This window comes from Zestomonas ipomoeae (assembly GCF_057128665.1).
In genome coordinates this window covers 197,003-211,022 of the sequence record NZ_JBSKHQ010000003.1, presented here as the reverse complement: position 1 = coordinate 211,022, position 14,020 = coordinate 197,003, and the positions used below count along the sequence as shown (strand labels likewise).

Genomic DNA, 14,020 nt, shown 5'->3' with positions numbered 1-14,020 from the left:
GGATTTCTCCCTGGCGTCAGGCTTCCGGGGTCGCCGCCCCCGGCGGGCCGGCCTCGGAGCCCCCCGGCACCAGGTGCAGTTCCTTGCCATCCAGGTTCTTCACGTACACGTCCAACTGGCGGAAGGCGATGTTGATGCCGTGGGCCTTGAACTCGCGGTCGATGAAGCGGTTGATCTCGTCGATCGCCGGATTGCGGTCGCCGAGCTGACGCACGTGCAGGCGCAGCTCGTGGTCGAGGGTGCTTTCGCCGAAGTTGAGGAAGTACACGATCGGCTCCGGGTCCTTGAGCACGCGCGGGTTGTTGGTGGCGGCCTGCATCATCAGTTCGCGCACCTTGTCCAGGTCGGAGCCGTAGCCAACGCCGATCTTGATGGTCACCCTCGTCACCGTGTCGGTCAGCGACCAGTTCACCAGTTGCCCGGTGATGAAGGTCTTGTTCGGCACGATGATTTCCTTGTGGTCGAAGTCGGTGATGGTGGTGGCGCGGATGCGGATGCGGCTGACCGAGCCGGACAGGTTGCCAATGGTCACCACGTCGCCGATGCGTACCGGCCGCTCGAACAGGATGATCAGGCCGGAGACGAAGTTGGCGAAGATTTCCTGCAGGCCGAAGCCCAGGCCCACCGAGAGTGCCGCCACCAGCCACTGCAACTTGTCCCAGCTGACCCCGAGGGTCGACAGCGTGGAGACGAAGCCGATACCGACGATGGCATAGGACAGCAGGGTGGTGGTGGCGTAGGCACTGCCCTGGGCCAGGGACAGGCGCGACAGCACCAGCACCTCCAGCAGGCCCGGCAGGTTGCGTGCCAGCACGATGGTGATGCCGGCGATCAGCAGCGCGCCGAGCACGTCGAGCAGGCTGATCGGCTGCAGGCTGGCGGCATCGCCGGTACCGCTGGTGAATTCGTAGAGGGTGACGTTATCGAGGTAAGACACCACGCTGATCAGGTCCGCCCAGACCCAGTACAGCGCGCCGAGGAACAGGCCGAACAACGCCAGGCGGATCAGCCGCAGCGACTGCTGGTTGACCTGCTCGATGTCCAGGGTCGGCGCCTCGACCACGCTCTCGCTCTCGTCGCCGTCCTTCGGTTGCGCCTGGCGCTTGGCCAGGACCCGCTGGTAGGCCAGGCGTCGGGCGGCGACCCCGAGGCCGCGTACGAAGGTGGCCTCGATCACCACCCAGAGCATCAGTAGGTAGAGGGTGTCGATCAGCCGGTCGCTGAGCTTGAGCGCCGTATAGTAGTAGCCGAAGCCGACGGCGACGATCAGCACCAGCGGCAGCAGCGCGAACAGCAGGCCGATCATCAGTCGCAGTGGTGGCGCGTTGTCGCTGGCCGGTCCGCGCAGCAGCAACTTGGTCAGCAGCCAGGTCATCAGCGCGTAGCAGCTCAGCACCACGGCGATGCCGATGACATCCTCGGCCAACGCGCCCGGCTGGTGTTCGGCGATGGCCACCACCGCCACCAGGGCGATCACTACCAGGCCGAGGCGACGCAGTTGCTTGTGCAGGAAGGCCACCTGCGGCCTGGCCCAGCGGAAATGCAGCTCGGCCACGCCGCCGGGCGAGAGGATGCGGTAGGCGGTGTAGAACATCAGCCAGGCCTGGGCCATTTCGAACAGCGCCGAGCCGAGGCTGGCGTTCTGCCCACGGGCGTCCATCTGCAGGGCGTAGCCGCAGAGCACCAGGAACAGCGCGCCGGGCACCGCCAGCAGCAGGTTCAGCAGCAAGGCCAGCGGTGTGTGCAGCTGGCTGTCGCGTTTGAAGTGGCCGATATCCCGGTGCAGGGCGTTGAGCTTGTCGTAGAGGAAGCTGCGTTTCCACAGCAGCGCGCCGATCAGCAGCAACAGCGGCAGGAACAGCAGCGGCCGGTCGGTCAGGCCGGCGCCCAGCTCGCTGACCACCGAGCCCCAGGGCACTGCGACCAGCTGGCGCTCCAGCAGCAGCGGCACGCTCTTGAACCAGGCCAGGTCCAGCGGCTTGTTGCTCGGCACCCAGAACATCTGCCCGTCCAGCGTGGAGCGCAGGGCCTGGGCGGTGTTGTGCAACTGCTTCTGGTTCAGCTGCAGGGTGATGGACTCGTTGAGCAGTGCGCTCAGCTCACGGCTCAGGCGCTCCAGCAACTCGCTGCGGGTCACCGCCAGTTCCAGCAGGGCGCGGCGCAGTGCCGGGGTGACTTCATCGGCGGGCTGCCCGGCGAGCAGGCGCTCGACGTAGGCTGCCGGGCTGCCCAGCTGGTCGCGCTGCTGGTTCAGCTCGAACTGGTAGAGGCGCAGATCGGCGATCTGGTTGGCCAGGTTGCCGTCCAGGCTGATCTGCGGCAGCGCCTGCTTCTGCTGGTAGAGGATCTTCGACAGCAGCAGGCTGCCTTCGAGCACGCTGATCTGCTCCTCCAGGCCCTGTTCGCTCTGGCTGAGGGTGTCGAGCTGCTGCTTGGTCTGCAGGTTCTGCCGGGTCACCTGGTTGAGCCGCTCGGTGGTGCGCAGCAGATAGTCGGACAGCTTGAGGTTGGCGGCGCTTTCCTTCGCCAGCAGGGTGTCCGAGCCGGCCTTCTGCGCTTCCAGGGACAGCTCGGCGACGGTCTGCTCGGACAGCGCGCGGCGCTTGTCGTTGATCAACGACTGCAGGTCGAAGCTTTCCTGTTCCAGGCGGCCGATGCGCTCCACCAGCAGGTCGCGCTGGCTGTTGCCGAGGTCCTGCAACACGCTGTTGCCGGCCAGTTCCTGGCGGCGCAGCTGGGTCTTGGTGTTGAGCGCGGCCAGTTCGGCTTCGAGCCGTTCGCTGCGCTCGCGGCTCAGCGGCCGGCCGTTTTCGCGGCCGGACTTGAGGATGCCGTTGATCTGCTGGATGCGGACCTGGTTGCTGCTGATCTCCGCCTGCGCCCGCTCCGGGCGGGTCTGTGCGGTAATGACCAGGCTGTTGGCCTGGCCCAGCGCCTTCTGCGCTTCGGCCAACTGGTTGCCGCGCTCGGCGAGCTGCTGCTCCAGCTGCGGCACCGTGGCGCTGGCATAGCGCTGGTCCACCGGGATGGGCTTGGTCGCTTTCAGGCGGGCCAGCTCGCGCTGGTTGTCGGCGATCAGCTTGGGCGCTTCGTCGAGCTGCCGCTTGAGCGCGGCCAGGCGCCTCTCGCTGTCGGCTTTGTCGGCGAGCTGGGCGAGGGTCTGCTCGAGGGTTTGCTGCAGGGCGGCGTACTCGGCCTCGGGCAGCTTGCGCTCGGGCAACTGCTCCAAGGTGCGCTGCACCGCGGCGGCGGTGGGCAGCTCGGCATGCGATGAAGTGGATATCAGGCACAGGCCCAGCAGGGCACAGGCAAGCAGACGACGCAGTGAGGGCATGGTGGCGAATCGGCGGCTACAAAGGCCTGCAAGTTTAGAGGAACAGGCCGGGCCCCGGGCGACCGCCTTCGGGAAATTTGACGCCGACCTTGCGAATCTTGTTGCCCTCCATCAGTGCCACCGTCCAGGTCAGGCCGTTCCACTCCACCTGGTCGCCGACCACCGGCTCGCCGCCGATCTCTCGGGCGATGAAGCGGCCCAGCGGCTGGCTGCCGTCGACACCGTCCAGCTTGAGGCCGTAGAGCGCGGTCACCGCGCTCAGCTCGGCATCGCCCTCCAGCACGAAGTCGCCGAAGAAGCGCAGGTCCTGGGTGCGCTTCGGCGCCTGGCTAAACAGCTTGCCGAGGGCCGACAGGTCGTGCTCGTGGCCGATCACGCAGAGCAGGTCGCCGGCCAGCAGGCGCGTGCTGCCCGACGGGTGGAGCAGCTCGCGGCCGCGGAACAGCGCGGCGATGCGCGTGCCGTCGGGCATCTTCAGCTCGCGCAAGGCGGCACCGATGCACCACTTCTCGGCGCCGAGGCGGTAGATGAACAGCTCCCATTCGCTGGTTGGATGGACTTCCAGGCCGGCGCGGGAAATCGGCGCGGGCTCCGGCGGCACCGTCACCCGCAGGCGCTGGGCGAACCAGGGCAGGCTGGCGCCCTGCAGCAGCAGGGATACCAGCACGATGAAGAACGCCACGTTGAAGAACAGCTGGGCATTCGGCAGCCCGGCCATCATCGGAAACACCGCGAGGATGATCGGCACCGCGCCGCGCAGGCCGACCCAGGCGATGAACACCTTCTCGCGATCATGGAACGCGCGAAACGGCAGCAGGCCGAGGAATACCGACAGCGGCCGGGCGAACAGGATCATCCATAGCGCCAGGCCGAGGGCAGGCACGGCGATGGGCAGCAACTGATGCGGCGTCACCAGCAGGCCCAGCACCAGGAACATGCCGATCTGCGACAGCCAGGCGAGGCCGTCGAGCATGTGCAAAATACCGTGGCGCGAACGGATCGGCCGGTTGCCCAGCAGCAGGCCGCAAAGATAGATGGCGAGGAAGCCGCTGCCGCCGACGGCGTTGGTCAAGGCGAACAGTGCCAGGCCGCCGCTGACCACCAGCAGCGGATAGAGGCCGTTGGCCAGGCTCAGGCGGTTGATCAGGGTCAGCAGCAACCAGCCGCCGCCGAGGCCGAACAGCGCGCCGATGCCGAATTGCTGCAGCAGTTGTCCGAGGAAGCCGAAGCTGAAATGGCTCTCGCCGCTGGCCAGCATGGCGATCAGGGTCACGGTGAGGAATACCGCCATCGGGTCGTTGCTGCCCGATTCGATCTCCAGAGTGGCGCTGACCCGCTCGTTGAGACCGCGCCCGCCGAGCAGGTTGAACACCGCCGCGGCATCGGTGGAGCCGACGATGGCACCGATCAGCAGCCCTTCCAGCCAATGCAGCTTGAACAGCCAGGCGGCGGCCAGGCCGGTCAGCCCTGCGGTGACCACCACACCCACGGTGGCCAGCGACAATGCCGGCCACAGCGCCACGCGGAAGCTCGCCACCCGCGTGCGCAGGCCACCGTCCAGCAGGATCACCGCTAGCGCCAGGTTGCCCACCAGGTAGGCCATCGGGTAGTTGTCGAAGACGATGCCGCCGGGGCCGTCGACGCCAGCCAGCATGCCGACGCCGAGGAAAATTACCAGGATGGGAATGCCCAGCCGGGTGCTGAGGGAACTCACCAGAATGCTCGCGCCCACCAGTAACGCGCCGATCAGAAACAGGCTGTTGATGGTGCTGGCATCCAAGGGGGCGGGCTCCGAACGGCGCGGCCGCGAATGCAGGCCGATGCCCGGATTCTGACGGGGCGGTCGCGGGGCTGCAAGGGTGATGCGGGACGATGAGGCGGCTGGACTGGGTGTTTCGACGAGGGCGCTGGCTTGCCCACCTGCGCGGTTCACTTCAACACCCTGTAGGTTGCGGTTGAGGAGCAAAGCGACGAAGCCCAACGGGAGGCCGCGCAAGGCCGGTCCTACGCGGCCTGCGCGCCCTTGTTGGGCTTCGCTGCGCTCAACGCCAACCTACTCCGGTTTCGCCCACCTGCGCGATTCACCTCAACACCCAGTAGGTTGCGGTTGAGGGGCAAAGCGACGAAGCCCAACGGAGGCCGCGCAAGGCCGGTCCTACGGGGCGGTTTCGGTCGTTAGAACCAGCCTTCGCGCATGTCCAGGCAGGTCGGGTCGCGGGCTTCCAGCAGGGCCAGCTCATGGTGGCAGCCTGGCACTTCCCAGGTGAGGAAGTAGCGCGCGGCCTGTAGCTTGCCTTTATAGAAGTCGGTATCCGCCTCGCTGCCCGTGGCCAGCCCCTGTTCGGCGCGAATCGCCTGCTCCAGCCAGCGCCAGCCAATCACCGCATGGCCGAAGACCTTCAGATACAGCGCCGAGTTGGCCAGCCCCTGGTTGACCTTGCCCGCCATCAGGTCGCCGAGCAGGGCCAGGGTCACCGCACCGAGACGCGCCACCAGTTGCTCCAGCGGCTGGCGCAGGGCATTGAGCGAGGCAAAGGCCTCGGCGCGCTGGCAGGTGTCCTGGATCAGCGCAGTCAGCTGCTTGAGCGCGGCACCGCCGTTCATCGACACCTTGCGGCCGAGCAGGTCCAGCGACTGGATGCCGTGGGTACCCTCGTGGATCGGGTTCAGCCGGTTGTCGCGGTAGTACTGCTCCACCGGGTACTCGCGGGTGTAGCCGTGGCCGCCGAGGATCTGAATGGCCAGTTCATTGGCCTTCAGGCAGAACTCCGAGGGCCACGATTTGACGATCGGCGTCAGCAGGTCGAGCAACTCCAGGGCCTTCTTGCGCTCGGCCTCGGTCTCCAGGGTGTGGGTATCGTCGAACAGCCGCGCAGCATACAGGCCGAGGTCGAAGGCGCCTTCCACGTAGGCCTTCTGAGTCAGCAGCATGCGCCGCACGTCGGCATGCTCGATGATGGCGACCTGCGGGCTGGTCGGGTCCTTGCCGTCCGGATGACGGCCCTGCGGCCGCTGGCGGGCGTAGTCCAGCGAGTAGAGGTAGCCGGCATAGCCGAGCATGATCGCGCCCATGCCGACGCCGATGCGCGCCTCGTTCATCATCTGGAACATGTACGACAGGCCGTGGTGCGGCTTGCCCACCAGATAGCCGACGCACTCGCCGTTATCGCCGAAGTTCAGTGCGGTGGAGGTGGTGCCGCGCCAGCCCATCTTGTGGAACAGCCCGGCCAGGGTCACATCGTTGCGCTGGCCCAGGCTGCCGTCCTCGTTGACCAGGAACTTCGGCACGATGAACAGGCTGATGCCCTTCACCCCAGGCGGCGCATCCGGCAGCTTGGCCAGCACCATGTGCACGATGTTCTCGGAGATCGGCTGGTCGCCGCCGGAGATGAAGATCTTGTTGCCCTTGATGCGATAGCTGCCGTCGGCGGCCGGTTCGGCCTTGGTGCGAATGTCCGACAGCGACGAGCCGGCATGCGGCTCGGTCAGCGCCATGGTGCCGAAGAAGCGCCCGTCGATGATCGGTTGCAGGAAGCGCGCCTTCTGCTCCTCGCTGCCGAAGGCCTCGATCAGGTTGGCCACGCCCATGGTCAGCATCGAATAGGAGCTGGTGGCGCAGTTGGCCGACTGGAAGTGGGCGAAACACGCCTGGGACAGCAGGTTCGGCAACTGCATGCCGCCGACCTCGAAGTCGCGGGTGGCATTGAGAAAGCCCGCCTCATGGAAGGCTTTCAGCGCCGGGGCTACTTCCGGGATCAGCTCGGCGGCGCCGTTCACGTACTGCGGCTCATGCTCGTCGTTCTTTCGGTTGTGCGGAGCGAACAGCGCCTCGGCAATGCTGCGAGCGGTGCCCAAGGCGGCATCGAAGGTCTCGCGGCTGTGCTCGGCGAAACGCTCGCGGCGGGTCAGGGCCTCGGCATCCAGCACTTCATAAAGCTCGAACGCCAGGTTGCGGGAACTGAGCAGGGTCTCGGACATGACATACCTCCTGTTGATCGGAGCAGTCTAGGTCGACCCCATGCATGGGCCCAGCACTATCCATGCGCGTGATGCAACCGCCTGTGCCGCTGTTAATGCCGGCAAGCCTCACTGTCAGCCCGTCTCCCCGGCGAAGGCCGGGGCCCAGGGCAGGCGGCGCTATGCCCCGGTCAATCGCCACTGCTTCCAAACCCTCGCCAAAAGAACATCGCCCCGCACCTGTATGGCAGCGGCGCAGTTTGATGGCATCTCGCGACACGGCTTGCCCCGAGCGCACAGGCAGCACGGAGCCTCTCGCTTGCCGGTCCTTCCATCCCCGTCTCCCCGGCAAAGGCCGAGGCCCAGGGGCAGGCGGCGCGATACATTGGCCAATCGCCACTGCCCCCAAGCCCTCGCCAAAAGAACATCGCCGCGCACCGGTATGGCAGCGGCGCAGGCTGATGGAATATCGCGGCACGGCTTGCCCGGACCGCACAGGCTGCGTGGAGCCTCCCGCTTGCCGGTCCTTCCATCCCCGTCTCCCCGGCGAAGGCCGGGGCCCAGGGGCAGGCGGCGCGATACATTGGCCAATCACCACTGCCCCCAAGCCCTCGCCAAAAGAACATCGCCCCGCACCCGTATGGCAGCGGCGCAGTTTGATGGCATCTCGCGACACGGCTTGCCCCGAGCACAGGCAGCACGGAGTCTCTCGTTTGCCGGTGCTTCCATCCCCGTCTCCCCGGCGAAGGCCGAGGCCCAGGGGCAGGCGGCGCGATACATTGGCCAATCGCCACTGCCCCCAAGCCCTCGCCAAAAGAACATCGCCGCGCACCGGTATGGCAGCGGCGCAGGCTGATGGAATATCGCGGCACGGCTTGCCCGGACCGCACAGGCTGCGTGGAGCCTCCCGCTTGCCGGTCCTTCTATCCCCGTCTCCCCGGCGAAGGCCGGGGCCCAGGGGCAGGCGGCCCGATGCATTGGCCAATCGCCACTGCCCCCAAGCCCTCGCCAAAAGAACATCGCCGCGCACCGGTATGGCAGCGGCGTAGTCTGATGGCATCTCGCGGCACGGCTTGCTCGGACCGCACAGGCTGCGTGGAGTCTCCCGCTTGCCGGTCCCTCTATCCCCGTCTCCCCGGCGAAGGCCGGGGCCCAGGGGCGGGCGGCGCGGCGCCTTGGTCAATCGCAAAGGAGGCGAAAACCACCAGCCGCCTCGTCAAGAACAAATCCCTACCTGGCAGCCCTGTTAGAATCCGCGTCCTTGCGAGGACCCTGCCATGAACTACCGCCATGCCTTCCACGCCGGCAACCACGCCGACGTCTTCAAACACCTGACCCTGGCCCGGCTGATCTCCCTGCTGTCGAAAAAGGAGGCTCCCTTCGCCTACCTGGACAGCCACGCCGGCATCGGCCTCTACGACCTGCACGGCGACCAGGCTAGCCGCACCGGCGAATGGCAGGACGGCATCGCCCGGCTGTGGAACCTGGCCGACGCCCCGGCCACCACGGCCGACTACCTGCGAGTCATCCACGACCTCAATCCCGACGGCCAGCTGCGCTACTACCCCGGCTCGCCGGAACTGGCCCGCCGCCTGACCCGCCCGCAGGACCGCCTGCACCTCAACGAAAAACACCCGGAAGACGGCCGCCTGCTCAAGGACAACATGGCCGGCGACCGTCGCGTCGCCGTGCACCTCGGCGAAGGCTGGCACGTCCCCCGCGCCCTGCTGCCGGCCAAGGAAAAGCGCGCCCTGTTGCTGATCGACCCACCCTTCGAGCAAACCGACGAATTGCAACGCTGCGCCCAGGCCATGCAGGAAGCCATCGCCCGCATGCGCCAGACCGTGGTCGCCACCTGGTACCCGATCAAGGACCAGCGCCAGCTCAAACGCTTCTACCAGGACCTCGCCAAGACCGGCGCCCCCAAACTACTGCGCGCCGAACTCATGGTGCACACCGCCGACAACACCCTCGGCCTCAACGGCTCCGGCCTGGCCATCGCCAACCCGCCGTGGGGGCTGGAAGAGGAACTTAAGGAACTGCTGCCCTGGCTGAGCGAGACGCTGCAGCAGAGCAAGGGGAGTTGGCAGTTGGATTGGTTGATCGAGGAGTAGCAGGAAATAGTGGCGTCTGCCTGTAGGGGCGAATTCATTCGCCTGGGCTGCTACTGGTGTGTGGGAACGCAGCCAGGACGCATCCCATCCCAACGGGCTTGCTGACCAGGCGCTCGGCAAAAGGCAGGGATAACGGCCGAGAACACACTGACGGCGCTGGCTGGGCTAATAGTCCGAGAGGCATAGAGTTGTTTTGTGTGATATGCGTCACATGTCGATCGGCAACTCCGTGCGCACCCTGCCACCTACTGAGCGCGCTCATTATGATTCGCGCCCCACCTCAAAGGGATTTGAAAGATGCCGCTCTCCACTCGTTTTATCTATCGCTCGGCCATGCTGCTGGGCCTCTTGCTCACGACCTGCACTGGCTCGCTATTGGCGGCAGAGGTCAAGACAAAACCTATCGTCAGTTACGTTCTGTATGGATCAGCTATTAGCAACCCATCTCTCGATGGCCTTATTGCCAATCTTAATAATGCTTATGAGGTGGACTTCCAAACCTGTATTCAGAAACCAATCTACAGTTGCTCCTGGTTCAAAGTTTCAACGGTTACTCCTGAGGGGGCTATCCGCATCAATGGCGAGCCTCTGCATTACTCCTTATCACGTGAGCGCTATAGCCAAAGCAGGGGGATGGATGGTGTCGTCCATTCCTACACCGCTGATGACAGCGGCATACGGGCTACGGTTGTATGGGAATGCCCTAAGCCTTTTAGCCCCGTTCAGAAGGGCTACCCCTCGGATATTCGTACCATGGAGTGTGTACTGATCGAGGAAGAATCCTGCCCAGCTACGGGCAATCCGATTCAGATTGCCACCGGCAATAAGTTCGAACACGAAGTGGATTACAGCACGGCCGACGGCCTGCTGAAGATAGAACGCTATTACCTCAATCAATATTCAGGTTGGACAATTGATCTCCCTAAGCGCCTCTTGGAAGTACCTGCCGGCAATGAGGTGCCGGCTTCGAGCCTAATTGGCGCTAATCATTTAGCGCCGAATGCTTCAGTGAAGATTCGCAACCGTTATAGCCTTAACCCTGCGAGCCCCTTCAGTCCTCAGCAATATTCAACTCTTCACCAACCAATACTGCTTAACACCAGTGGCGAACGCATCGTCTATCTATGGCTAGGACGGGTTCGCCACCGTTTTGTTGGCTCCGGACCTGTACTGCGTGGTGATGGCCCGATTGGCATCGGTAATCAATTGCAACAGGTAGACCCGGCGCAGTTCTTCGGTGCCAGTTGGCAGTTCACCAATGCGGAAGGCGACAGCTCATTCTTCTCGGCGGATGGTCGTCTGCAGCTCACCCTGTTCGCACACGGGGGGCATCTCAAGTACAGCTATGGCCCGCATGGGCTGACCAGTAAGACTGACCATCTGGGCCGAAGCCTGCTCTATGAATACGATGGTGATGGCCGCCTGATTCGCATTACGCCGCCGGATGGCCAGGCGATCAGCTACGTCTACGGTGCCGATAAGGACCAAGTCGATTACTGGCTGCTAAAGCGGGTTACCTGGGCTGATGGCGGCAGCGTTGGCTATCTGTACAACGAATCCGAACATATCGGCAGCGGCAGCACGGGGGCGCTGCTTCTGACTGGCAAGGTGGACAGTGACGGACAGCGCATCGGTACCTACAAGTACAACGGCAACCGGGCCGTTTCTACCGAGGGTGCCTTGGGGGCAAACAAACGCACCATAACGGTTTATCCGAGTTTCGCTTATGTAAAAGACAGCCTCGGCGCTCAATACACCCACTACTTCAACAAGACCCTCACCGACGGCACCAAACTGCCTACAGGCGTCAACCAGCCTGCGGGCAGTGGTTGCGCCACCAGTTCGTCAAAGATCGAATACGACGATAAGGGCCTTAAAAAGTTGGAAGCCGATTTCAATGGCAACAAGACTCTGTATGCGCATGATCTGGATCGCGGTTTGGAAACCGTGCGGGTCGAGGGTGTCAACCGCTCTGATGGCAAGGATTACCTTCCTAACGGTGTGACCCTACCGGCCGGAGCACGCAAGATCAGTACCCAATGGCATGCTTCTCTGCGCAAGCCGATCCAGCGTGCCGCGCCCAAGCTGCTGACTACCTATATCTACAATGGCGGCGCCGATCCTTCTGTGAGCGGTACTGCCGCCCAATGCGCGCCGGCCGGGTTGCCGGTGCTCTGTGCCATGGTGCAGCAAGCCACCCTGGACCCCAATGGCGCCCAGGGCTTTAGCGCCGCGCCGGATTTCAGTGTGCCCGCTCGTGAGCGGCGTTACAGCTACAATGCCCGAGGGCAATTGCTCACCGTGTCGCGTGCTGGAAACCTGGAGTACAGCCTCGAGTACTACGAGAGCAGCGGCCCCTCATGGACAAAGGGCGACCTGAAGAGCCTCACCAACGCCTTGGGTCACACCACCCAATTCACCCAGTACGACCCGAACGGCCGTCCACTGCGCATGATCGATGCCAATGGCGTGGAAACCTCGTTCAGCTACGACCCACGCGGCCGCCTGCTCAGCCAGTCGGTCGCCGGCGCGGCCACCACCCACCGCTACGACAACAACGGCCTACGTATCGCCAGCATCCTGCCCAACGGCAGCACCGTGAGCTATCGTTACGACGCAGCCCAGCGCCTGATCGGCCTGGAGAACGGTCTCGGCGATCGCATCGAATACGAACTGGATACCGAAGGCAACCGCCGTGCCGAGCGGGTCTACGACAGCAGCGGCAGCCTCAGCTACACCCAGACGCACCTGTACGACCCGCTGTCCCGCGTGAAGCAAACCCTGGACGGCAACGGGCACACCCGCGACTTCCGCTACGACGCCAATGGCAACCGCATCGGCCTGACCGATCCCAAGCAGAACGTCAGCAGCACCGCTTTCGATGCCCTCGACCGCCCCAACAAGGACGTCGACGCGCTGAAGGGTGAGACGCTCTACCGCTACGAGGCAAACGGCCAGCTCAGCGAAGTGAAGGACCCACGCGGCGTTACTACCCGCTACGAGTACGACGGCCTTGGCAACCTCACCAAGCTGATCAGCCCGGATAGCGGTACCACGCGCTTCGAGCACGACGCGGCTGGCAACGTCACTAAGAAAACCGATGCTCGCGGCGTAGTTACCGAGTACCAGTACGATGCTCTCAATCGCCTCATCGCCAAGCGCTACCCGGCCAGCCCGGCGCTCAACGTGCAATACCACTACGACATGACCGGCAACGGCAACCACGGCATCGGCCGGCTCACCGCCGTGCAGGATGCCAGCGGAGTGCTCGGCTACCGTTACGATGCTCAGGGTCGATTGATCGAGCAAATACGCTCGGTGGACGTCAACGGCTCGGATCGCTACGAAAGCCTGTCCTTTGCCTACGACGAGGCCGGCAACCTGACTCGCCTCGACTACCCGAACGGCCTCAGCCTGCACTACAGCCGCAACGCCGCCGGGCAGGTCAGCGCCGTGCGCATTAGTGGGCAGGCCAGTGGCGATCTGGCCAGCGGTATCCAGTACCTGCCGTTCGGTCCGGTAAAGAGCCTGACCTGGGGCAACGGCATCCACCTCAGCCGCGAGTACGACCAGAACTACCGCCTGACCGAACAGCGCGTCGGCCCCTGGCAGGATCAGTACCAGTACGACCCCAACGGCAATATTACCCGCCTGCAAACCAGTCGCTGGGGTACCCTCGACTACCAGTACGATGCCCTCGACCGCCTCACCGAAGAGAAAGGCGCCGCGCTGGCCCAGACCCTCACCTACGATGCCGTGGGCAACCGTACCCACCAGGCCCGCACCACTGCGGACGGCAGCCAGAGCATCAGCTACCAATACGGCAGTGACAGCAACCGCCTGACCCAGCGCTATGGCCAAACGGTGAGCAGCGATGCTGCCGGCAACCTGACCCAGGACCGCCCCGACCGCCAGCTCGCCTATGACGCACAAGGCCGCCTAAGCCGCGTCACCCTGGCCGGTAAAGTCGTCGCCGACTTCCGCTACAACGCCCTCGGCCAGCGCACCCACAAGGTCACCGAGCAAGGCACCACCACCTTCCTCTACGGCCCGGACGGCCAACTGCTCGGTGAGACCCAGTACAACGCCCAGGGCCAGAAGCAGAAGGCCCAGTTCTACCTCTGGCTGGACAGCCTGCCCCTGGGCGGCCTGACCCTGGCCTACAACGCCCAGGGCGCCATCGCCAGCAGCACCCCGTTCTACCTGCACGCCGACCACCTCAACACCCCGAGAGTCGCGACCAGCCACGGCCAGCAAATCATCTGGCAATGGCAGTCGGATGCGTTCGGGGTAGGGCAGGCGACCGGCACCCTGGCCATGAACCTGCGCTTTCCGGGGCAGTACTTCGATCAGGAGACTGGGCTGCACTACAACTACTTCAGGGATTACGATCCGGAGACTGGGCGGTATATTGAAAGCGACCCCATAGGGCTGAATGGTGGGTTGAATACGTTTGGGTATGTTGATGGCAATCCACTTATATATATTGATCCTTTCGGACTTGCTAATTCAGGAAAGCCAACTCAGGTGCCTGGCACACAAACAACTATTCGAATTGATAACCCTCATGTGCCGGGGCAGCAGCAACATGCACATGTACAGCCCAAAGGTCAGC

4 protein-coding genes and 2 pseudogenes are annotated in these 14,020 nt (G+C 64.3%); 3 read left to right on the top strand and 3 right to left on the bottom strand.

Features of this window, described 5'->3' with window-relative positions; translation table 11 throughout:
- Positions 1 to 16 precede the first annotated feature (16 nt).
- The 3 genes from mscK to ACWKV7_RS06565 form a co-directional block, all read right to left on the bottom strand.
- Positions 17 to 3,334, bottom strand: coding sequence for a mechanosensitive channel MscK (gene mscK, locus ACWKV7_RS06575; RefSeq protein ID WP_483856853.1), 3,318 nt, complete (start codon positions 3,332 to 3,334; stop codon positions 17 to 19).
- Between the two features lie 34 nt (positions 3,335 to 3,368).
- Positions 3,369 to 5,114, bottom strand: coding sequence for a potassium/proton antiporter (locus ACWKV7_RS06570; protein ID WP_483856852.1), 1,746 nt, complete (start codon positions 5,112 to 5,114; stop codon positions 3,369 to 3,371).
- 395 nt (positions 5,115 to 5,509) lie between these two features.
- Positions 5,510 to 7,312, bottom strand: a complete 1,803-nt coding sequence (locus tag ACWKV7_RS06565; RefSeq protein ID WP_483856851.1) for an acyl-CoA dehydrogenase — start codon at positions 7,310 to 7,312, stop codon at positions 5,510 to 5,512.
- Between the two features lie 1,256 nt (positions 7,313 to 8,568).
- On the opposite strand from ACWKV7_RS06565, the gene ACWKV7_RS06560 reads away from it, so the two are divergent.
- The 3 genes and pseudogenes from ACWKV7_RS06560 to ACWKV7_RS06550 form a co-directional block, all read left to right on the top strand.
- Positions 8,569 to 9,405 (top strand): 23S rRNA (adenine(2030)-N(6))-methyltransferase RlmJ, encoded by an 837-nt coding sequence (locus ACWKV7_RS06560; protein ID WP_483856850.1) that lies wholly within the window; start codon positions 8,569 to 8,571, stop codon positions 9,403 to 9,405.
- Positions 9,406 to 9,702: 297 nt separating this feature from the next.
- Positions 9,703 to 12,606: pseudogene (locus tag ACWKV7_RS06555) on the top strand (hypothetical protein); the annotation flags it as partial.
- A gap of 201 nt (positions 12,607 to 12,807) precedes the next feature.
- Positions 12,808 to 13,911 (top strand): annotated as a pseudogene (locus tag ACWKV7_RS06550) (RHS repeat-associated core domain-containing protein); the annotation flags it as partial.
- Positions 13,912 to 14,020: the final 109 nt, after the last annotated feature.